This window comes from Rhizobium sp. O111 (assembly GCF_055616315.1).
Genome location: NZ_JBSHXL010000003.1, coordinates 384,746 through 406,622 on the forward strand (window position 1 = coordinate 384,746; position 21,877 = coordinate 406,622).

Sequence of the window (21,877 nt, forward strand, 5' to 3'; positions counted from 1 at the left end):
GATGGGAACTCACAAGATTAGAAACTGGCCGCCCGCTCCCGAAAACCTTGGGGATGAACGCAAGGCAGAGTTCGAGCGCAATGCCGGTAGCGGCCGGGTCGGCAAGACGTTGGTTTCCGAGACTGATCGCGTTCGCGTCTGGTCACTAACTCTCCATCCGTCGGAACGCATTGGCTTTCATACTCACGTCCTTGATTATTTTTGGACAGCAGTTACGGGCGGCCGGGCCAGGTCACACTACGGGGACGGCCGTATCTCTGAGGTGTCATACAAGCCCGGCGACACTCAACATCACACATTCGGTGCTGGAGAGTTCATGACACATGACTTGGAGAACATAGGTGATACTGATCTAATTTTTACAACGGTGGAGTTCAAGGAAAGCGCGAATGCTCCCCTGATCCTTCAGTAGAACGGACCTGCTGACAGCTCAGTCACAAGGCCGTGCTGTCAGCGCCTCACATCCAGGGAACGAAAATGGACGGAAGCCTCAAATCTGCCAGACCCAGCGACATCCGATCGCACCCGCGTTTTCGCCAACTCAGTTTCGAGAGGAACTGCTTAGGAGGAGTGCTTGCGCTAGTAATGGCTACCCTCTATTTTTCGTTCATCTTCGTTGTCGCGTTTCGCCCTGCGATCTTGGCCATTCCGGTGTCCTCCGGCTCTGTAGTTAGTATGGGTGTTGTCTGCGGCGTTGGGCTGATGGTCTCTGGTCTCCTTCTGACGGGCGTCTACGCTGTTTACGCTAGCAAAAGGCTTGATGCGCTCACGACCGAGCTGCTGGAGGACTTCCATTGAAAATCAAGCTGACGTTCGCATCGTTCATGGCCTTGGCGATCAGCTCGCCTGCGCTTGCAGATGCCTTGGCAGGTCAGGTGCAAAGACAAGCGCTAAATCCGCTAGCAATCGGGATGTTTGTAGCATTTGTGGGCGTCACTCTCTGCGTGACCGCTTGGGCTGCTCGCCGTGGCACGAGAACGGCAAGCGACTACTACGCTGCTGGCGGAGGCCTTGGAGGGGTGCAGAACGGGCTCGCAATCGCTGGGGACTACACATCTGCGGCAACCTTTCTGGGGGTGACTGCACTCGTATTCGGCTCCGGGTACGACGGTATGATTTATGCAATCGGCTTTCTCGTCGGCTTTCCGATGATTTTGTTTTTAATTGCGGAGCCCCTGAGAAATCTGGGTAGATATACGTTCGCCGACCTCGCCGCCTATCGGCTTTCAGAGCGTCCGATCAGGACAGTTGCTGGCGTGAACACGCTCGTGATCGTACTCTTCTATCTGATAGCGCAGATGGTGGGGGCCGGAAAGCTTATCGAATTGCTCTTCGGCCTGCCGTATTGGCTAGCTGTCGTTCTGGTCGGCGGTCTAATGATGTTGTACGTGACGTTCGGCGGCATGCTGGCGACCACTTGGGTCCAAATCACCAAAGCTCTGCTGCTGCTCGTTGGAACTGTCATTATGTCGACGTTGATCATGTGGCACTTCGATTTCAGCCTGAGCAAGCTCTTTGGAACCGCTGTGCAGGTCCATCCGAAAGGCATTGCAATCATGGCCCCGGGAGGCTTGATGAAAGATCCGATATCCGCACTATCACTAGGGATAGCGTTGATATTTGGAACCGGAGGCCTCCCACACATTTTGATGCGCTTTTTCACGGTCTCCGACGCAAAGCAGGCTAGAGTCTCTGTACTCGTAGCCACTTGCTTCATCACAGTGTTCTACTCGCTCCTGTTTGTTTTAGGGTTCGGTGCGATTGCCCTGCTCTCGGGTGATGGTGCGTATCTCGACTCGGCAGGGAAGATTATTGGTGGCGCAAACATGATTGCGATCCATCTGTCTGACAAATTAGGCGGCTCTGTGCTGATGGGCTTCATCTCCGCGGTGGCCTTCGCGACCATTCTAGCTGTAGTCTCCGGGCTCACGCTAGCGGGCGCTTCCGCTGCTGGACACGACCTGTACGCACGCACAATACGACGCGGGAACCTGAGAGAAGACGAAGAAGTGCGTGCGTCTAAAATTTCTGCCGTCGCAATCAGTGTCGCTGCGATGGTGCTGGGTATTCTTTTTGAGAATCAGAATATCGCTTTCATGGTAGGCTTGGTATTCGCTATCGCTGCTAGCGCAAACTTTCCGATTATTCTTCTCTCTGTTTCATGGAGAGGACTTACTACGCGTGGCGCTGTCATTGGATCGCTGACAGGTCTCATATCTGCGCTCTCCCTGGTCTTTCTTGGCCCGGCGGTTTGGACGTCGACCCTCGGCTTAGGTGCAGCACCTTTTCCATACGACAACCCGGCTCTATTTTCGGTACCGCTGTCATTCCTGATTACAATACTGGTGTCTCGCATGGACCGTAGCGCCGAAGCCGCGGTGTCAAGGGCAAGGTTTGATGACCAGTACGTAACCGCGCATACCGGCGTTCGTTTGCAGCAACCAACCTAGAGCCCACTTAGTGCGAACGAATCGCTGCACCCGCTGCTGACAAAGAGCCGCCGCCGGTGGCTCTTGTCGATGCACGCAATCGACGCGAACTCACCCCACAATCAGAGCTGCACGTTGCCTTCCTATTTATCGTTTGATAATCTCTTGGTGCTGGCTTGCTGCGTTATCGCCGCTACGCCACGCCAAAGAAGAAATGAGGTGGATCAGTGAGACAGGAAGAAAGCTTCATAAAACTGCGAAACATGTCGAAGAGTTACGTCACTCGCTCAGGCGAAAACATCGTCGCGCTTTCTGACGTTAATTTATCAATCGATAAGGGAAAGTTTGTCGCTCTCGTTGGTCCGAGTGGGTGCGGGAAAAGCACACTGCTGCGGATCGTTGGTGGGCTGATACGTCGCACCGCCGGGAACGTATCGATTGCCGGAACAGAAATAAGCGCCCCTACGCCGGGAATTGGCATGGTGTTCCAGTCTCCGGTTCTGCTTCCGTGGCGGACAGTGCGTCAGAATGTGACCCTTGCAGCCGACCTTGGTCGTTCAACACGGGCGGCTGTAGATGAACGCGCCGACCGGTTCCTATCGCTGGTTGGTCTCAAGGGGTTCGAAAACAAGTATCCCGGCGAGTTGTCCGGAGGAATGCAGCAGCGTGTCGGCATCACACGCGCTCTCGTGCATGATCCCGAAGTCCTTCTGATGGACGAGCCGTTCGCCGCCCTTGACGCAATGACGAAGGATAAGCTGCAAGTCGAGCTGCAGGCGCTCTGGATGGGCAGCCAAAAGACCGTCTTATTCGTGACGCACAGCATCCAGGAGGCCGTATTTCTCGCAGACCGCATTATCGTTCTTGCGCCACGCCCGGGCCGAGTCATCGATGACATCGACATAGACCTGCCCCGCCCAAGAACCCTTGAGATGATCAACTCAAGAGAATTCGGAGACTACGCGTCTGCGGTAAGGCGCCATTTCGAAACTGAGGAGGTGGTCCAGTGAGTGAAGCCGTTGGTGCAACGATGATTGCCTCTCCGAAGGCGAAAACACTTCCGCGCGTAGATGGAGTGACTGCGGTTTCAGTCTTCGTTTTGATCGCGTTCTTGGCGCTTTGGGAATGGGTTCTCATACCTCTTACCAATATAAGCCCCGCGCTTCTGCCACGCCCGAGCGCTATCGCATTTGCACTTTGGTCAGGAATGACGGACGGCTACCTGCTAGCCGACACCTGGATAACCCTACAAGAGGTTTTTCTGGGCTATCTCTTTGGCTCGTTGATTGGCTTCGTGTTGGCGATCCCGGTTGCCGGATCTCGAACGGCTGAAAGGATCCTTTCGCCATATATTGTGGCACTTCAAGCGATCCCTAAAGTAGCCATCGCGCCCCTCTTTGTTGTCTGGTTCGGGTTCGGAATGACATCCAAAGTTGTCATCGTCTCTCTGATTACATTCTTCCCGGTCTTCGTAAACGCTGTCATCGGTTTACGGGCCACGCCCGCCGAGCAGCACGAACTCTTCACCGTTTATGGTGCGTCTGCATGGCATCGGTTTCGTTACCTGAAACTACCCAATGCCGCGCCATTCATTTTCGGCGGGCTCAACGTTGCCGTAACATTGAGCGTCATCGGCGCCATCGTTGCGGAATTCGTCGGAGCTCAAGAAGGAATCGGCGCAGCAATCATACGGGCAGGGTTCGCGCTTGATACTGCAGGTGTGTTCGCAGCGATAGCGCTCCTGACTTTCATTGCTGCCGCTGCGAGCGCCACCGTGCAGTCCATAGGACGCAAGGTCGTCTTTTGGATGGAAGCCGCAAAACGTTAGCCACAACACTCAAGGGAACAGATAATGAAGAAGTACGTCAAATACGCGAGCGCGGTCCTGGCACTTGTAGCAAGTTCATCTTTGGCGCCGCAGAGCGCAAGCGCCCTAGAGACCGTAAAGATTGTGCACGGCAATCCGCTTATGATCACCGCGGTCTATGAACTTTACGTCCCCCTGGCGCTCGGTTGGTGGAAGGACGATGGGTACGACGTTCAAGTCGTGTATTCGCAGGGATCATCGGCAGCAGTTCAGAGTGTCATCGGTGGAAGTGGTGATATCGGAATGATGAATTCCACGCCATGGCTTGCCGCAGATACTAAGGGTCTGGCGGACATTCGGATGGTTGCCGCGATGCGCAACACCTCATGGCGCATTCTGACAATGGCCGATAAGGGCATAAAGCGACCTGAAGACCTCAAGGGGAAGACCGTAGGCTTAGCCGTGGCGGGTTCGGGGGGCGCGATGTACTTAAACAGTATGCTCGCGGCGAAAGACATCAATCCCCAGCGCGATGTTAGACAGGCTGTCATCGGGCTGGGAGCCCAATCTTACGAAGCTCTTAAGTCAGGTCGGGTCGATGCAAGCCTGACCTTCATGTCCGAGATTGCGAACTTTAAAGCCCTCGGGAACGACGCATCCTACTTCTACGACGATCGCTGGCTGGAGTTTCCTGACTACGGTTTGGTCGCTACGAGCGAAGTCCTCAAGGATCGCCCCGAACTGGTCGAAGCGCTCGCTCGTGGGATCGCCAAGGCACAGGTGTTCGCTGAGGCTAACCCAGAATGCGTAGCTAAGATCTACAGAAAAAATTATGGTGCGAACCGCACAACGACCCTTGAGCAAGATACAGAGATCGAGCGATCCAATGTCGACGAGACGAAGATTGCCTTTGACAAAGCTGGCGGGAAACTACGCGCGAAGGCCTCCCCAGAAGGGCTCGGCAAACTCCAGTCGTTCTTGAAGGAAAATGCTCTCATCCAGCAGGAGATTGATCCGTCAAAGATGATTCCGGATGACGCCTCTTTCTTTGAGAAAATCAACAACTTCGACCACGCAGCTGTGATCGCGGAGGCCAAAGCCTGTGCAGGCTTCTAGCGGTTGCTGAATCAATCTCATCTGAACGTCATCATCCTATGGAGTTATGAATGATCCAAGTTGACCACGTATGCCTTGGCGTAAAGAACTTCTTCGAAGGTTCTCAGCGACTTCGCGAGGAAACCGGACTAGGTTGCTACGAGGGTGGTTGGTTCCCAAAGCTGGGGCTTGCCAACAAAATCTTTCCGACAGGAAACGACACGTACATCGAAGTAGAAAGTGTTGTTGATGTCTTTGAGTACGAGTCGGGGAACCCCTCCGCCCGTTTCTTTAAGGACAAGTGCGAGAGCGGCGATGTCTTCATTGGCTGGTGTGCTCGCGTCGATACACGGGAGGAATTGGAGCGCCTGGCAAAGCGCTTAGGCTCGGATATATACGAAAGCGGTCTTCGTCAAAGGCCCGATGGTGCCACAGGCATCGCTGTAAGAACTCCGGAGACTATTCCTTGCTGGGGTGCAGGCATCCCAAACTTCTTTTTGGTCACTGACATGACGAAGCATCCGTCGCGTGTCTCTCCGCAGTTTGGGTCCAAAAATGCGACTGGGATCTCTTGGCTTGAATTGGGAGGCACAGAAGAAGAGATGAGCGAGTACCTGGGGGTCCACGCCTCCACACTCAACCTCCGATTTAATGGCGAAGCATACGGCCTCCACGCGATGGGCGTTATGACGGATCAAGGCGAACTCACAATCCGGCGAGACGTTTTGGCTGGCACCACCGGAAAGCTGGTTCGCTAGCAGCGAATAAGAGCGCAACAACGACCGGCTCTGCGGACGGGCCAGTCGCTGGGTTCTCGTTTTCATTGTATGCCATTCGAAACCTTGCTTTCGAGCCCCCGGACGCCTGCGCGTCCACCACAGAAATTCCCAGGCGCGGCATTACGCGCTTGGCCAACGTCAAGGACGTCCTTCCCACATCGGAAAGAGTGGTCGGCAAGCCGACGGAAGGAATTGCCGCCGCCTGATCAAGCTGGAAGCTGGGCGGAAGTCCATCAGAAAGTCAAAACCGCCGCCAGCATCCCGACGTGCCTACCGGCCCTCGGGTTTCCGATGCCTGGGGGAAGCATATGTCCCAAGAGAAATGCGGTCGTCCGCCTTCGCAGACGTCATCGACCGGGACTGCTGTTCCGAGTGACCTCAGCAAAGACGGACGCAGTAACCCGGATTCCGGCCGTTCAACGTGGGCCGGCATCGTGAGGGACAGATTCACACCGAAATCCGGATAGCCGAAAGTCGACGCTCGAAACTCGACAGAAATCCGTAACTGGCATCCGGAACCCACTCCCTACGGCTCGGGTGCCAATGTTGGAACCAAACGACAACTGGCGCCATCAGAAACGGGAAAGCACCCTCTGGCGGCTCCGGACAGGCTCGCCCTGGGCGGAAATCCCGGAGCGCTACGGTCCGCCGACCACCTGCTACAACCGCTTCGTCCGTTAGCTGGGCGGGAAGTTCAGACCATGTTCGAATCCTTTGGGAGAGTGAGCGTCCAATCCATATTCAGGGCCAAAGGGCTTTTTTGATGGCCCCTGCGGCAGCCGCGCGCTTCAGGCGACCGAGAAATTGTCAACGCCTAGTGGAGGCCAATAATGTAACGCCAGCGGGCGGCAAGAGCCGGAGATAAGCGAGCCTCCGACGTGCGCCGCTCGCTCAATGCCGCCTCACGGATCAGACACCGTGCAAATCTTGAGTATTGGCGCTAACGGGGCAAAGCAACAAGGTTCATTCGACATTTTCTCATACCCAACATGGAGGTCCAAACGCGGATCTTTGCACTACTTTGGCACTTTAGTATTTGCGGCCTCGGCATGGAGCATATCACAGTGAGGACATCGTCGCGCTGGAGGTCGTGCGAAGAGATCGAGTACCGCTTGCCTAATGGCCGGCATGCTTGGCCGTGGCGGCGGCCCCGTCGACGCAACTCGCCACCGTATGTGCAACCGCATACCTATCGCCATAGAAACCTATACCGTTGTCTAGTGTCATGTCTCTGAAGGATCGTTAGATTTTCCAGGATCGCCACAACGGTTCAGGTGAGACATGACACTTACAGCCACGCCCAGCGGCCGCAGATGCGCTCTACATGGCAAGGGGGACCCAAAGCGCCCTAATCGAGCGCATCTTTTGGATTTCTATGATTGTGGTTTGGCAATCTGGCATGCGGTGAACAGCCGCCTGCAGATGATCAGAGCCAACTCGAACCAGTTGCTGGCGAAGGTTGGAGACATCCCCTCACCTGACACGCAGAAGAACATGGAGCACCAGGTCAACTTAGCGACCTGGAACAAGGTTTTCGCCATTCAAGATCGGCCCATGTCGACCGAGATTACAAACGCAGTGAATTAGAACCTTCTAACAATAAAGGAGACAGATCATGGCTACCAAGGTTGCCGACGTGCTAACAAATGTTTTGCACTCCGCAGGCGTCCGACGGATATATGGTGTCGTAGGGGACAGCCTCAATGGGTTCACTGAATCCTTGCGCAAGCGCGGCGATATCGAGTGGGTTCATACAAGGCATGAGGAGACCGCTGCTTTCGCAGCAGGTGCCGAGGCACATCTTACCGGCGGCTTGGCGGTCTGTGCGGGAAGCTGCGGGCCAGGCAACCTGCATTTGATCAATGGACTATTTGACTGCCATCGATCCCGCGTCCCGGTCCTAGCGATCGCTGCTCAAATCCCATCAGCCGAGATCGGGCGCGGCTATTTTCAGGAGACCCATCCCGATCAGCTGTTCCGCGAATGCAGTCACTACTGCGAGCTCGTGAGCAATCCAGAGCAACTTCCTGCCGTCATCGAGACTGCCATCCGAGCCGCTGTTGGCAAGCGCGGCGTCGCTGTTGTCGTTATCCCTGGCGACATCGCACTAAATGATTTTGTCGCGAAGATCTCCAAGCCGATCGCGCTTGCTCTAGCGCAACCTGATGTGACGCCTGTACCCGAGCAGATTGATCAGTTGGCGGCGTTGCTAACGGAAAGCAGCAAGACCACGATCCTGTGCGGCCGGGGCTGCGAAGGGTCTCACGATCAGGTGGTTGCTCTTGCCAGCAAACTTAAGGCTCCAATCGTACACGCTCTCGGCGGCAAGGAGTTTGTTGAGTGGGAAAATCCCTTTGATGTGGGCATGACTGGGCTTATCGGCTTCTCGTCCGGCTATCAAGCAATGTTCGAATGCGACACTTTACTCATGCTCGGCACAGATTTCCCCTACAGGCAGTTCTATCCGAAAGAAGCCAAGATAATTCAGGTGGATGTGCGACCAGAAAATCTCGGCAAACGTGCTCCACTTGACCTCGCTTTGATCGGCGACGTGCGCTCAACGATTGATGCGGTCTTGCCCAGGCTGCAACAGAGCGAGGACGACTATCACCTCACCAACTGCATCGCAGCGTACAAACACGCTCGAGAGGGTTTGGACGACCTCGCCACCGGTAAGGCGGGCGGAAAAATTCACCCTCAGTATCTAGCCCGGCTCATCAGCGAGAACGCTTCGGATGATGCCGTCTTCACCTTTGACGTGGGAACCCCGACCGTTTGGGCAGCTCGCTATCTCAAAATGAATGGGAAGCGACGGATGATCGGGTCGCTAGCTCACGGCTCGATGGCAAACGCGCTACCGCAGGCCATTGGCGCTCAGGCGACGTACAAAGATCGACAGGTTATCAGCCTGTCTGGAGACGGGGGCTTTGCGATGCTCATGGGCGACTTCCTGACGCTCGCTCAAGAGGAGCTGCCGGTGAAGGTGGTGATTTTCAATAATTCGACCTTGGGCTTTGTGGCGATGGAGATGAAGGCTTCCGGGTTTCTGGAGACCGGGACGACCTTGCAGAACCCAGATTTCGCTGCTGTCGCTCGCGCTGCGGGCGTACATGCGATCCGTGTTGAGGATCCCACCGAACTAGAAGACGCGATCCGCGAGATCCTCGCCCATCCCGGCCCAGCATTGCTGGATGTGGTGACGAACACCCAAGAACTTTCCATGCCGCCGAAGATCGAAGCGGCTCAAGTGAAAGGCTTCGGGCTGTGGGCTATCCGTGCCGTCATGAATGGTCGCGGCGACGAACTGATCGACCTGACTATGTCGAACTTCGTCTCCCGTTAGGATCTGCAAGCCCGGTGCCCGCGAATACGGCACCGGGCTTGACGCTGGCGGATTAGATTACATCCGCTTGACCATCCAGCAATCAAAGTGTGAATGCCTAAGTTTAACTATCGTCGATCTGCAGCGATCTAACCCACGCCAAAGTGCTGATCGGCTGGTGGTAGGTCTACGCGAGAGGACGATAGCTTCAATCCCACCGACCAACAGCTCGATCACCGGAGACCAGAAATTGAACACCAAACGGAGCATGCAAGTCACGACGCTTTTCGTGCTGCTAGCGTCTGCAAACTTCGCCCTAGCGAGCCAGGACCAATCGAGCAAACCAGGCGGTGTCTTCCAGCTGAAACCTGGTACGTACGTCGAGAGAAGCTCATCATGCGCCGACCCAGCTAACGCAGCGATCATTTTTTACGACGGCAAAGGCTTGGCCTCATCGTCCACTCATGCCTGCGAGGCACGGATCATTGGCAGAGGTGGCAAATCGGTTAGTGTGTCCCAGTCTTGCATTGATGCGGGCGTTGGGGTTGCGCCACGAGTTGTTGAGCGTTTCGAGATCTCTATCAACAACGCACTCGAATTCTCGATAAGCAAACATGCTGGGGCAGAAGTCTACCGGTTTTGTCCTCCACGTCAGCTTCCGAAGAGCTTGAGACGGTGAGCCTGAGGCCGGGGACGGCCGGTTGACAGTCTGAATTGTTCTACTGCCATTCAACGCCTCCGCCTGCGTTACTTGTGATGGTCTTCAAGGAGCCGCGGTGCAAGAGATACAGAAAGGGAAGATCCGGTGGAGCCTCGGAACCTGGCTCCGCCGGATCTTTTCGTTTTTAGCGCGAGCGAAATAGATCGCCGTATGCGGCAGGCTGACATCTCAAATATTGGTCAGGTGCATTAACCTGCCCGCCTAGCGCCGCCGCAGCATGCCAAGGCCAGCGGGGATCGTACAGGATTGTACGGGCAACGGCGATAAGGTCTGCGTCACCGGTCCCTACGATCGCTTCAGCTTGCACTGCATCCGTTATGAGGCCGACGGCCACGACGGGCACCTTGACCGCCGATTTGATCGCCCTGGCGAACGGCACCTGATAGTTCGGGCCATCTGTAATCTGCTGACTGGGATGCAGCCCGCCGCTTGTAACATGGATCGCGTCACAGCCTCGTTTCTCCAATTCTTTTGCAAGCTCGATGCTTTGCGATATGTCAAAACCGCCATCGACCCAGTCCGAGCCAGAAATTCTCATTGTTACGACCGTATCCGGAACAGCCTCCCGCACGGCGTCGAAGACCTCCAATGGAAACCGAAGACGGTTCTGAAGCGAGCCACCGTATTCGTCAGTTCGAATATTCGAGAGTGGTGACATGAATTGGTGGAGAAGGTAGCCATGGGCGCCATGGAGCTGGACAGCGTCAATTCCCAGGTAAGCGGCACGCTGAGCAGCTTTCACGAAAGCATTGCGGATGCGCACTAGTCCGTCGCGATCGAGATAAGATGGAGCTGCGTAACCTTCGCGAAGAGCTATCGACGATGGACCTTCGGTTTGCCAGCCATTCAGATGCTCGGCCGGAAACTGGCCACCGCCGCTCCATGGGACATCTGTTGACGCTTTCCGACCAGCATGCGCTAGCTGGATAGCAATCGGGATCTTTGACCAGCGTCTCACAGTGTCGAGCGTACGAGCCATGGCTAACTCGGTTGCGTCGTCGTATAGGCCGACGTCCGCATAGGTAATGCGACCTTCCGGGACGACCGCAGTCGCTTCAATCGTGAGCAATCCGGCACCCGAGAGGGCAAGATTGCCAAGGTGGATAGAATGCCAGTCGGTCATGCACCCATCGACCGCCGAGTATTGGCACATCGGCGCGATCACAATCCTGTTGTCGAGCTTTAGCTCCCGGATATGGATTGGTTTGAAAAGAGCGGAATTTGGCATGCGATTACTACCTTTTGCTTTTGGGAATTGAGCCGCGAAAGCGTGCAGCCATCGCGTGGGAAAAGTAGGCGATCTAGCTGTCCGACAAGCGATGTAACGCCTTTGCTGCAGGGGGAAGCGTGACGGGCGGCACGGCGATCGTAATTTGTGCACCGTCGTTGTGAATGCAAATCAGTTCGGCGCGGTCATTCCCTGACTACATCCCACATTTTCACGGGTTTTTATTGCATAAATCTCCGGTGGTCTGGTGGCGTGCGTCTCGCTTTGATCGCACTAGGAGGCTTACTCCTCAGACGGCAGCTCTTCTGGCTGCACAGGTCGGGCGGCAAGTGTCCTGATCAGCGCACTCACAAGACGCCTCGTTCTCGGGTCAGAGATTTTTCCGAATTCCACCGCAACAGTAAGCTGCCCGGCACTCAAAGCCCGCCCAATCTCCGCCTTTGTCCCGCGACAACCACGGAATAGATCGGTTATCTCAACGCCCAAGACGTCCGCGATATCAACGATAGCGCCCGCGCTCAAGCGATTGCTTGCGCGTTCGTACTTTTGAATCTGCTGCGTAGTTACTCCAAGCCGTTCACCAAGTTCGCCCTGGCTCAGGCCACTAAGCGTTCGAAGCCGCCGTAGGTTCTCGCTGACGATTTCGTCGGCCGCCTTGGGCTTTCGATCAACCGGCTTCATGGCCCATCTCCCGGCTGGATGTCTGCCGCGATCGGGAGGCGTTAGCGAGGGGCGAACCTTCAGACCTTTCACCAATGCGAATGCGGGAACCTTGCGCTTCGGCGAATGCAGCGAATCCAAGATCGCCCCAGATAGTTCTAGGCGCTGAGACTTTCGAGCTCTTGGAGTTCTTGATTTCGACAATGAACGGTTTGGACTGCGGTCGCATTTAATTTCCTTGTGTCGGCGTATTTTGCGGTAAGCAACCACTGCTTTCCACGTTGACCCATTCTTACCGTGATCAATTCGAGAGAAAAATTCCACGTAGGTGTAGCGGGAGATAAACCTCTGTATGGGTTACTATTGGAAGCTACTGAGAGAAGCGTTCCAGAGCCGACGGTACTGAGTCGGCTGGCCACTTGCGGCGATCCCGGCCGAGCTCATTGTTGATTTTGGAAACGAAGATGGAGTACGGCGGCCTGCTAGGAGCACTCCGTCTACCAGTGCCCGAACCAGCCATCCGCGTAAGACAGTTTTGTCGAACAACATATCGAAGCCCGCCGACACATGAAGAGGACGGGCTATTTGCTTTCCGGCGGGACACAATGTGAAGCGCGAGTCCTCATCCTCAAGCTCGAGGCGCGTCCTCTAGGGTCAGCTTTGTCGACTGACAAGGTGAAGCGGGCAAAGGGCGTGGACTGCGTTTGGGGTGCGCCTGATCGGACTGCTAATATCAACCAGGCGCAACACAAATGATCTCAGCGGATATAGAACGTAATGCTGCCGTCGGCTGCCTGATCGGCGTTCACGATCGTTCGGAAATCAACTCCTCTTGCGCGAAGTGCTCTGACTAAGGTCCGGTTCGAAGCGATCGAGGCTTGAATGTGCTTGACGGCGGATGGGCTCCGCTGAGGCACCGAGATAGGTCCTGTTGTCCGATCGGAGAAATGCTTCCAGTTGTGGATGTAGCGAATGTCGAACCGCTTGCCCTGGAAGTGCCGTAGCGTTCGTTCAATCGAATGGCTGCTTTCCATGTCCCAGCTGTCCGCGCGAACCATGCTGGCGGATGCAAGAGATGCCATTACCACTGCTGTGGTGATTTTGAGGGTGTGCTTCATATCGAGTTTTCTTTCAAAGGCTCCCGCGCAACTGAGACAACAGCTCTTGCTGTAGGAGGCAAAGGTTGATCCGTTATGTTGGTTCATCATCTCCAACTCGTCGATCGGGAGATGATGGACTCAAAATACCGGCTCCTGAGAAGATCGGTATCATACACCCGTTCACCTGAGCCTACACTTAGGTGGCGGGGGATCCCGACGAAGGACGTCGGCGGCCGCGCCCTCAAGCGAACCCGCCTTTGCTGCTCTGAAACCGACGCAGCGTTTCCGCCGGAACCGTCGGCTACCGAAATCAAGCTAACTGACATAGATCATGGGTTTGAAGTCTACCGCCGCGAATTCAACTGAAGTTGAATGCCTCAAGGTCGTCTTCACTCTGCACACCTTGGCCTATCGGTCTAACGACCAGCGGGTCACAGAAGCCAAAGCTCATGTCCGGGAGTTGAGTGCCGCGCGACGATCAACGTGGAATTCGAGCGACAATCAGGATGGGACTTTGCGGGTGGTGGGCGTAACGGAGTGAGGGCGTAGCCCGATCGAAGTTATGCCCACCACCCGTGGCGCAAATTCAGGCATGCCTTGCGCCTGTGATCGCGGTCAATCTGGCGATTTTCCATAACCGGAGAATCACTTTGTGCCAGGTCGCCATGTAAACGATCATCAAATGAGGCTTTTCATGAAGTTACGTCAAAATCATTCCGTCACGGTTGCTGCCGCAAAAGCCGAGATCGGCCGCACGACAGCTTTCCGGATCGAGAAGGATCCGCGTCTGCCATCTCAAAAAACAAAACCGCGAGAGCGCCGGCGTCCGGATCCACTGGCCCATATCTTTGACGCCGAGATCGTGCCGCTGCTTCAGGCTGCGCCCGGAATACGGGCGGTGGCGATATTCGAGGAGATGTTGCGCCGCCACCCGGAGCTTGGGGACGGCATTCGTCGGACGATGGAGCGGCGCATTCGCTCCTGGCGCGCTGTGCATGGCGCAGAGCAGGAGGTCATCTTCCGGCAGGTTCACGAGCCCGGCCGGTTGGGCCTTTCGGATTTCACCAACATGGATAGTCTGGAGGTCACGATCGCCGGCCAGTTGCTCGATCATCTCCTGTATCACTTCCGCCTTGCCTATTCCGGCTTCGAACATGGTCATGTCATCCTCGGCGGCGAGAGCTTTGTCGCCCTGGCGGAAGGGCTACAAAACGCCCTGTGGTCCCTTGGCGGCGCGCCGCATGACCATCGCAGCGACAGCCTGTCGGCGGCGTTCCGCAACCTGACTGCCGACGAGCAGGAGGATCTGACGCGTCGATACGAGGAACTTTGCGCTCACTATCACATGAAGCCAACGCGCAATAACAAAGGCATCGCCCACGAGAACGGCTCGATCGAGAGCGTGCACGGGCATATCAAGGCAGAGATCCGTGATGCGCTGCTCATGCGCGGCAGCAACGACTTCGACGATCTTGCCGCCTACCGTGCCTTCATCGATGAGATCGTTAGCCGCCGCAATGCACACAATCTCAAGCGTATCGAGGCAGAAAGACCTCATCTTCAGGACCTGCCGCAGCGCAGGACGACAGACTTCGAGGAGGTGGTTGTCAGGGTGATGCGCACCGGCGGCTTCTCGCTGCGCAAAGTCTTCTACAGTGTGCCTTCCCGCTTGATCGGTCATCGGCTACGGGTGCGCCTCTTCGATGACCGACTTGATGTGTTCGTCGGCGGCACCTATCTCATGACGCTTTCCCGAGGGCGGGGACATCCAGATGGTCGCCACAGCCAGGTCGTCAATTACCGGCACGTCATTCACTCGCTCCGTCAGAAGCCGATGGCGCTATTGCGGCTCGTCTACCGAGACCAGCTCTTCCCGAGGCTGGAATATCGGCAAACCTTCGAGGTCTTGCTGGAGCGGCTGACCGACAAGCAGGCCTGCAAGACCATGGTCGAGATCCTGGCGCTGGCCCATGAGCGAACCTGCGAACGCGAACTGGCCGAGCAACTGGCCAGAACGTTGGATGCCGGCGAGCTTCCCGATATGGCTGAGTTGCGAAAGCACTTTGCGCCCGACCCCGCCGCCTTACCCGTCGTCTCCGTCCATCTGGCACCGCTAAGCGGCTACGAGGTCCTTGTCAGCGCCGACCAGGTGGGAGAACGCGCATGACCAATCCCAATGATATCGATGCTGGCCGTCTGAGCATTATGTTGAACGAGCTTCGCTTGCCGGCGATCAAGATGCTTTGGGCAGACTTTGCCCAACAGGCCGACAGAGAGGGTTGGCCCGCGGCCCGCTTCCTATCGATTATCGCCGAGCATGAGCTTGCCGAACGTGACAGACGCAGGATCGAACGCCATCTGTCCGAGGCCAGGTTGCCGCCGGGCAAAACGCTCGACAGCTTTGCCTTCGACGCCGTGCCGATGATCTCCAAAGCGCAGATCATGGCGATGACGGCGGGAGATAGCTGGCTGGCGAAGGGGGCTAATGTTCTCATGTTCGGGCCGCCGGGGGGCGGTAAAAGCCATCTTGCGGCAGCCATCGGCTTGGCGCTGGTCGAGAACGGCTGGCGCGTGCTCTTCACCAGGACGACGGATCTCGTTCAAAAGCTCCAGGTCGCGCGACGCGAACTGCAACTGGAATCCGCCATCAACAAGCTCGACAAGTTCGATCTGCTTATCCTCGACGATCTTGCCTATGTCGCAAAGGATCAGGCTGAGACCAGCGTCCTCTTCGAGCTCATCTCGGCACGCTATGAGCGGCGATCTATCCTGCTGACCGCAAATCAGCCCTTTGGCGAATGGAACAAAGTTTTTCCAGATCCCGCCATGACGCTCGCCGCGGTGGATCGCCTCGTTCATCACGCCACGATCTTCGAGATGAACGTCGAGAGCTACCGTCGCCGCTCAGCTATGGAGGCAAAACGGCAACGCGGGCGGCCTCCAATCTACGCGACAATCAACGAGGCTACACAGATTGACGCTCCGCGACAATTAGAAGAGCAATGACCGCTTGCCAGCGTCAATCACGCTGCTAAACTCCCACTGTCCGCGACACAACAGTCCCATCTAGATTGTCGCGCGAGTTCCTTCCAGATTGCCGCGCTATAGTTGAGCTTCTGACACGCCAAACTCTCGCGCGAGTATGTCTTTGCTGAAGACTTCTCCCACCGTGCGCTCACCGTAACTGCTATTTGGCTGGGCATGAAAGAGGACCTCGTAACCATCGCTTTCGCTTGAGCGCGACGGCGGGCCTAGCTCCATCTGCAAGTTGCCAATCACAACGTCTAAGACAACAGCTCGTCCGCCTTCCAACGGAAGCTCGGACGGCTCAAGCCCGTCACGCGAAGCTGCGACAACCAGTTTCGACTCTCCCATCGCAGTGTTGTGGATGCTGTACGCGCTTCCGGCGGGAAGGAAAAAAACATCGCCTTGGCGAACGGTAAAAGTTTCGACCCGTTCAAACCCATGCCCCACAAGCAGGAGCACTTCCCCAGAGGAGCAGTACCCCACTTCATGAAGCAGGGAAGGACCTTCTGATACAAACTCACTATCGGCGGGTAAGTCCACTCTTGTAGTGGCCCCCTAAATCCCCGGACACGATCTCCCACTCGTTAAGTGTTAGGAGTAATGTGCCCATTATGACCAGTCACATACCTAAGATAGAAGTGCTTTCCGGCCCTGAGCGCCGCCGTCGCTGGTCGACAGCGGAGAAGCTCGCGATAGTCCAGGAGACCTACGAGCCTGACGTCACGGTCAGCATCGTTGCGCGACGGCATGGCATTCAGCCGAACCAGTTGTTCGCTTGGCGCAAACTTGCGGCGCAAGGTGCGCTTACGGCCACCGCATCGCAGGAAGAGGTGGTGCCGGCATCCGAATACAGAACGCTTCAGAACCAGGTGAAAGAACTTCAGCGCCTCCTCGGCAAGAAGACGATGGAAGGCGAGATTCTCAAAGAGGCGCTTGAGATCGCCACCGGCCCAAAAAACGTATGGCTCGCCCCTCCGCAAGTGGTCAAATAAACAAGGCTGAACAATCTGCACCAACGTATCCGGTCTCAAGGCTGACCTTGGCCAAGATGGAGCTTCGCGCGCCCTGATCCTTCATAAACACCTCGGCGTGCGAAAGCGCGCCATTTTTTTGGTCAGGTTTTCAAGACACCGTTTAACTGTCAGGCCATCTTCCTCATTCCACCCGCAGAAGCTTTCAGGTCGTACGCGCCAATCAGGCGGCGGCCTGCTGGTAAGTCGTTCGCCGCTGCAACACTGCCCATATCACACGGGCCATTTTGGCGGCCAAAGCGACGACGACGACATTTGGATTAGCCCGAGCCAGCAATCTTCGTAGCCAAGCTCCGGTTGGAGTTTCCAATCGCGCAATATGGGGCATCGCTGCACGAGCACCATGAATTAGCATTCGCCTCAAGTAGGAGTTTCCTCGCTTGCTGATGCCGAGGAGTTTAGGTTTGCCGCCCGTCGTCATCTGTCGTGGGACCAAGCCAAGCCATGCTGCCAGATCTCGGCCTCTAGCAAAAGTTTGAGCATTGTCGATTGCGGCGACAAAGGCCGTGGCGTTCAGTGCGCCGATCCCAGGTATCGTTGACAGCCTGCGGCAGGCATCGTTGCTTTTGCTAAACATCTCGAACTCCTTATCAAACTGAGTTATGCGCCGCGTTAGATTCTGCAACTCTTCGTTCAACTCCTGAAGCAGGGTTCGAATTCTATCGCTGAGCATAAGGTCATGCGTTTCGAGGACCTTGGGCAGTCCGCTTTCGAGTTTCTGCCTACCCTGAGGTATCGTGATCCCACGCTCCAACAGAATTGCCCTGATTTGATTGGCTAACGCTGTGCGTTCGGCCACGAGACGGTCTCTGGCCCGATGTAATATTTGCATGTCGAGTTGCTCCTCAGACTTCAGCTCTACAAAGCGCATTGTCGGGCGTGTCGCCGCTTCCGCAATAGCCTCGGAGTCTCGATCATCGTTCTTTTGCGCCTTCACTAATCACGAGGTCGTCGTAATGCGGAGGAGCGCGGCCTGATCGGCGGATTTTCGCCGTTCTTGTCGATGTTCCTCCGCATTATTTCAGAGTGTGTCGAGCCAGGCGAGCACGCTGGCATCGCGCTTCCAGGATGGCTGGCTGCCGGGTGTGGCTGGAACGGCGACCTTTTCCAGGGCTTTCCGCTTCGTTTCCAGATTGGCCCTGGCATAGTGGTTGGTCGTGTCGAGGCTGACATGACCGAGCCAGCTTCGGATGACCGTAATGTCGACGCCGGCCGAGATGAGGTGCACGGCGGTGGCGTGCCGGAAGGCGTGTGGCGTTACGTGCTTGGCACGCAGCGTTGGCATGGTTTCGGCCGCCGCCTTCACGTAGGCGGCGAGCTTGAACCGGACCCCGGAGGCGCTGAGCGGCTCGCCATAGCGGTTGACGAACAGCCGCTGGTCGGGCGCCCGTGGTTGCCGTTCAAGCAGTTTCCGCAGCAACATCACGGTTTCTGGCCAGAGCGGACAGATACGTTCCTTCCGTCCCTTACCGGTCAAACGCACGCAACTCGGGCTTTCGAACCGGATTGCTTCTGGGCAAAGGTCGAGCGCTTCCTGTATTCGTGCGCCGCTGTTGTAGAGGAACGAGAGCAGCGCATGATCCCGCATGCCCTCAATGGTCGAACGATCTGGCTGAGCGAGGATCGCCGTCACTTCCGCCGGATCCAGATAGCTCGGTTCCGACACCGGAGCGCGCTTGATCGGTATGTTGAGGATTTCCACGCATTGCGCGATCGATCCAGGATCCCTTGTGGCCACGAAGTGGAAGAAGCTGCGGATCGCCGCAAGCCGGCAGTTGCGCGTGCCGATCGTACCGCCACGGTCATGTTCGGCGTGACTGAGGAACGCGGCGACCTCGCTGGCGGCCAGATCGGCCAGCGTGATCATAGCCACCTTCTTCCCAGTACGCTGGGCGACGAACCGGAGCAACAACCGCCAGGTATCGCGGTATGATCGGACTGTATGGATGGATGCGTTGCGCTGCTCGACCAGCCATTCGTAGAAGAACGCGCGCAGCAGGGCCGGGAACCGGTCAACCTTGCTCATGGCCGCATCTCCTGCCCCATGCTGAGGCACGGTGCGCCAACTGCCCGGAACCGCTCATTCGCGTAATGCAGCAGCTCCTGCGTGACGGTGATGTAGACCAATGTAGAGTTGATATCCCTATGGCCGAGATAGGTCGCGAGGAACGGCAGGCGATCCTGCGGGTTGATGCCCGTCCGGTACCATTCCAGGATTCTGTTCACGACCATCGAGTGGCGCAGGTCATGAACGCGAGGGCCCGCTTTTCCTCGCAATGGCTTCAACCCAGCGCGACGTATGACGTCAGAGAGCAACCACGTGATCATTTCCGGCGTGTAGTGACCGTCGCCTCGCTCGTGCCAGAACAAGCCGGAGCGCGCGTCCTGTGATCCACCGGCACGACGCCGTGCATCGACGTAGGCGCGAAGCTCGACTACAACGCTGTCGGGAAGCGGCAGTATCCGAGTCTTGAAGAACTTGGTCTGCCGGACGGTTACCGTACCGTCCCGCAGGTCAACGTCACCAAGATCGAGCCGGGCAAGCTCGCCGCGCCGCAAGCCTGCGCAATAGGCCAGCAGCAGCATTGTGTACATGCTCAGCGGCCGAAGCGGCACCCGTGGAGACGGATAGGTGCGGGCAACCTCGAGCATCCGCCGCACGTCGGCAGGCGAGTAGATATGAGCCTTTCGCCATTGCCTGGCCGCCTCCTTCCTCGGTCTCGGGTCCGGTCGCCGCACAGGTATCGACGGGTCGCGGTGACGAAGGATTTTCGCAAAGACGCGTTTGAGCTTTTCGCATTCCTCCACTTGGTGACGCGTGACATTCGTTGCCGCCCATCGATCAACCATGGCGCTCAGCGGTTCGGCCTCCGGTCCCGGATGCAGCTGCAGGAACCGGTCGAACCGCAAGAGCAACAGGGGCTGCGAAGTGTATTTGTATCCTCTGCGCCGCATCATCGCGACATGCTCAGCCATCATTTCGCCCAGCACGCTGCCGAACGGCCTGGGCTGGCGCAGTTCGGCGAGAGCCTGTTCCGGATCCCGCGACGCCAATGCCCGCCAGATGGGCATGCACTGCTTGATATTGCACGCATCTCGCAGAGCGGTGACGGGATTGCGTTCGATCGCGCCGATTTCCACCAGGCGTTCGAGGAACCGGTCAATGATGCGGGTGCGGTGTAGCCGCGTCGTCGCTGCCCAGCATTCGGCCGATTTACGCAGCCACGCAATCAGCACTTCCTGACCGAGTGCATCGTAACGTTCGGCCACATCCTGGAAGCCATGCAGGACCTGCCGATAACAGGCTCGGCTTTTCATGCTGTGCAGATCAAGGATCGCGACATGGCGGTCAATGATCGCGCGGTCGGGATCGGGCCAGCGGGCGGTCATGCCAGCACCTCCATTCCCGGCACGTCAAGCGCAATGGCCCTGAGGTCCTCGGTGGCGAGCTTGAGGTAGGGAGCCGTCGATCCCGTCGAACGGTGCCCCAGCACGTCGCCGATGACCTTTTGAGGCACCGCGACCCGCAACATCTCAACAGCGCGCGCATGGCGGAAGATATGGGGTCCACACTTACCAGGCGGTTGGACACCAGCGTCACGGAGCCACCGGCGAACCACGCTGTAAAGCTTGTCGAGCTTGCGATAGGGCGCGCGCGTGCGGAGGAAGATTTCCCTGGCGTCCGTCACGGGCCGCCCGGAACGCAGATAAGCAAGCAACGCTTCACCGACCGGCTCCATCAGGGGCAGCGATGTGCTGGCCCGCGTCTTGTGGTGGCGAACATGGATGGCTTCCGTCCGCCAGTCGATGTCCTCGATCCGCAGATTGCGGATCTCTCCAGACCGTAGCCCATATGTTGCAAGGAGTTGCAGGATTGCATGGTCCCGCAGCCCCGCTGGCGTCTTGTCCGCCCTCGCGGTTTCCAGCACCGCGGCGATCTGGTCTCGCTCCAGGATTGAGGGCACTCCTTCATATGCATAAAGCGTCGGAGCTATCACATGCCCTGACAGGTCCGTTGTGACGCGACCCGTGATGTGGAGATATCGCAGCAGCGAGCGAAGCCGCTCTGCGACAGACTTCAGCGAGCAGCGCGTCAGTTTCGGCGCGCGCAGATCCATGTAACGGTCTACGTCAACGACGCTCAGCCCCGCCAAGCCGCCGCTTCCGTAATCGATCTGCCAGGCAAGAAAGTTCCGGGCTTCCCACATCAGCGCTGCGACGCTGGAGCGAGCCAACCCGCGTTCCTCACGCAGCCAGATTTCGTATTCGTCACAAACTGCAAATCGGGCCACATCGGCCGCGCAGATAGGCTCGATTGCTGGCGGCCATTGACCGTGAGCAAGTCGCAACAGCGCATGAATTCCGGAGCGCGGAACCTCGTGCCAGCGTGCGCCGGGACGTCGACCACGCTCCTTTTCGAACTTTACGATCGCGTGCCGCAGGTATTGCTCTACCTGCACGTCGATCACGTCTGCGACCAGGATGCCCCGCTGTCCCAGATAATCGAGAAATCCAGATGCGTAGGTGCAGTAATTCCTCACCACGACCGGGCTGTATCGCTGACTGATAAGGGAGGAATTGAGTGCGGCAATTAGTTCGTGACGGATATAGGGCATTGGCGAGTCCTCTGTTGGTCGATTGACCCGCAGAGGTTCGGCACCGAATAATGCAAAGCAAG

At 57.0% G+C, this 21,877-nt stretch carries 18 protein-coding genes and 3 pseudogenes; 13 read left to right on the forward strand and 8 right to left on the reverse strand.

Translation table 11 applies throughout. From position 1 onward, the window contains the following. The first annotated feature begins 1 nt into the window (after window position 1). The 10 genes and pseudogenes from ACVTFQ_RS27550 (at window position 2) to poxB (ending at window position 9,453) form a co-directional block, all read left to right on the forward strand. Window positions 2–412 (forward strand): cupin domain-containing protein, encoded by a 411-nt coding sequence (locus tag ACVTFQ_RS27550; protein WP_112950407.1) that lies wholly within the window; start codon window positions 2–4, stop codon window positions 410–412. Between the two features lie 65 nt (window positions 413–477). Then, the gene (locus ACVTFQ_RS27555; protein WP_112950408.1) at window positions 478–798 is read left to right on the forward strand and encodes a DUF485 domain-containing protein; all 321 of its coding nucleotides are present in this window, start codon (window positions 478–480) and stop codon (window positions 796–798) included. A gap of 26 nt (window positions 799–824) precedes the next feature. After that, a complete protein-coding gene (actP, locus tag ACVTFQ_RS27560; RefSeq protein WP_470424618.1) occupies window positions 825–2,450 on the forward strand; it encodes a cation/acetate symporter ActP in 1,626 nt (541 codons plus the stop codon). A gap of 242 nt (window positions 2,451–2,692) precedes the next feature. Continuing rightward, on the forward strand, window positions 2,693–3,439 hold the full coding sequence (locus ACVTFQ_RS27565; RefSeq protein WP_470424619.1) for an ABC transporter ATP-binding protein: 747 nt from the start codon (window positions 2,693–2,695) through the stop codon (window positions 3,437–3,439). Next, window positions 3,436–4,257 (forward strand): ABC transporter permease, encoded by an 822-nt coding sequence (locus ACVTFQ_RS27570; RefSeq protein ID WP_470424292.1) that lies wholly within the window; start codon window positions 3,436–3,438, stop codon window positions 4,255–4,257. Before ACVTFQ_RS27565 ends, ACVTFQ_RS27570 begins: the two co-directional genes overlap by 4 nt. A gap of 24 nt (window positions 4,258–4,281) precedes the next feature. Continuing rightward, window positions 4,282–5,352 carry an ABC transporter substrate-binding protein gene (locus tag ACVTFQ_RS27575; RefSeq protein WP_112950410.1) on the forward strand — a complete coding sequence of 357 codons (1,071 nt, stop codon included), beginning with the start codon at window positions 4,282–4,284 and terminating at the stop codon, window positions 5,350–5,352. Between the two features lie 50 nt (window positions 5,353–5,402). Beyond that, on the forward strand, window positions 5,403–6,089 hold the full coding sequence (locus tag ACVTFQ_RS27580) for a VOC family protein (protein ID WP_470424293.1): 687 nt from the start codon (window positions 5,403–5,405) through the stop codon (window positions 6,087–6,089). Between the two features lie 612 nt (window positions 6,090–6,701). After that, window positions 6,702–6,788 (forward strand): annotated as a pseudogene (locus ACVTFQ_RS27585) (transposase); the annotation flags it as partial. 687 nt (window positions 6,789–7,475) lie between these two features. Continuing rightward, window positions 7,476–7,697: a hypothetical protein gene (locus tag ACVTFQ_RS27590; RefSeq protein ID WP_112950412.1), complete on the forward strand. Its 222-nt coding sequence runs from the start codon at window positions 7,476–7,478 to the stop codon at window positions 7,695–7,697. 28 nt (window positions 7,698–7,725) lie between these two features. Further along, window positions 7,726–9,453: a ubiquinone-dependent pyruvate dehydrogenase gene (poxB, locus tag ACVTFQ_RS27595; protein WP_112981857.1), complete on the forward strand. Its 1,728-nt coding sequence runs from the start codon at window positions 7,726–7,728 to the stop codon at window positions 9,451–9,453. An 824-nt stretch (window positions 9,454–10,277) separates the two neighbouring features. Here poxB and ACVTFQ_RS27600 read toward each other — a convergent pair. The 3 genes from ACVTFQ_RS27600 to ACVTFQ_RS27610 form a co-directional block, all read right to left on the reverse strand. Then, the gene (locus ACVTFQ_RS27600; protein ID WP_112950415.1) at window positions 10,278–11,381 is read right to left on the reverse strand and encodes an NADH:flavin oxidoreductase/NADH oxidase; all 1,104 of its coding nucleotides are present in this window, start codon (window positions 11,379–11,381) and stop codon (window positions 10,278–10,280) included. Window positions 11,382–11,663: 282 nt separating this feature from the next. Then, complete coding sequence (locus tag ACVTFQ_RS27605; protein ID WP_112950416.1) at window positions 11,664–12,062, reverse strand: helix-turn-helix domain-containing protein; 399 nt, start codon at window positions 12,060–12,062, stop codon at window positions 11,664–11,666. Window positions 12,063–12,799: 737 nt separating this feature from the next. Continuing rightward, on the reverse strand, window positions 12,800–13,159 hold the full coding sequence (locus ACVTFQ_RS27610) for a hypothetical protein (RefSeq protein WP_470424294.1): 360 nt from the start codon (window positions 13,157–13,159) through the stop codon (window positions 12,800–12,802). A 634-nt stretch (window positions 13,160–13,793) separates the two neighbouring features. Here ACVTFQ_RS27610 and istA point away from each other — a divergent pair. Both istA and istB read left to right on the forward strand, forming a co-directional pair. Beyond that, the gene (gene istA, locus ACVTFQ_RS27615; protein WP_113178755.1) at window positions 13,794–15,308 is read left to right on the forward strand and encodes an IS21 family transposase; all 1,515 of its coding nucleotides are present in this window, start codon (window positions 13,794–13,796) and stop codon (window positions 15,306–15,308) included. Then, on the forward strand, window positions 15,305–16,147 hold the full coding sequence (istB, locus tag ACVTFQ_RS27620; protein WP_113178757.1) for an IS21-like element helper ATPase IstB: 843 nt from the start codon (window positions 15,305–15,307) through the stop codon (window positions 16,145–16,147). Before istA ends, istB begins: the two co-directional genes overlap by 4 nt. A gap of 96 nt (window positions 16,148–16,243) precedes the next feature. On the opposite strand, the gene ACVTFQ_RS27625 is transcribed toward istB, so the two are convergent. Next, the gene (locus ACVTFQ_RS27625; protein ID WP_470424295.1) at window positions 16,244–16,708 is read right to left on the reverse strand and encodes a cupin domain-containing protein; all 465 of its coding nucleotides are present in this window, start codon (window positions 16,706–16,708) and stop codon (window positions 16,244–16,246) included. Between the two features lie 71 nt (window positions 16,709–16,779). On the opposite strand from ACVTFQ_RS27625, the pseudogene ACVTFQ_RS27630 reads away from it, so the two are divergent. Further along, a pseudogene (locus ACVTFQ_RS27630) lies at window positions 16,780–17,124 on the forward strand (transposase); the annotation flags it as partial. Between the two features lie 238 nt (window positions 17,125–17,362). Here ACVTFQ_RS27630 and ACVTFQ_RS27635 read toward each other — a convergent pair. From ACVTFQ_RS27635 to ACVTFQ_RS27650, 4 genes and pseudogenes are all read right to left on the reverse strand, one after another. Beyond that, window positions 17,363–18,136 (reverse strand): annotated as a pseudogene (locus ACVTFQ_RS27635) (IS110 family RNA-guided transposase); the annotation flags it as partial. A gap of 84 nt (window positions 18,137–18,220) precedes the next feature. Then, the gene (locus tag ACVTFQ_RS27640) at window positions 18,221–19,225 is read right to left on the reverse strand and encodes a site-specific integrase (protein ID WP_269704331.1); all 1,005 of its coding nucleotides are present in this window, start codon (window positions 19,223–19,225) and stop codon (window positions 18,221–18,223) included. Further along, window positions 19,222–20,589 carry a tyrosine-type recombinase/integrase gene (locus tag ACVTFQ_RS27645; protein WP_269704329.1) on the reverse strand — a complete coding sequence of 456 codons (1,368 nt, stop codon included), beginning with the start codon at window positions 20,587–20,589 and terminating at the stop codon, window positions 19,222–19,224. Before ACVTFQ_RS27645 ends, ACVTFQ_RS27640 begins: the two co-directional genes overlap by 4 nt. After that, a complete protein-coding gene (locus ACVTFQ_RS27650; RefSeq protein WP_269704327.1) occupies window positions 20,586–21,815 on the reverse strand; it encodes a site-specific integrase in 1,230 nt (409 codons plus the stop codon). The genes ACVTFQ_RS27645 and ACVTFQ_RS27650 overlap by 4 nt, the downstream gene beginning before the upstream one ends. Window positions 21,816–21,877: the final 62 nt, after the last annotated feature.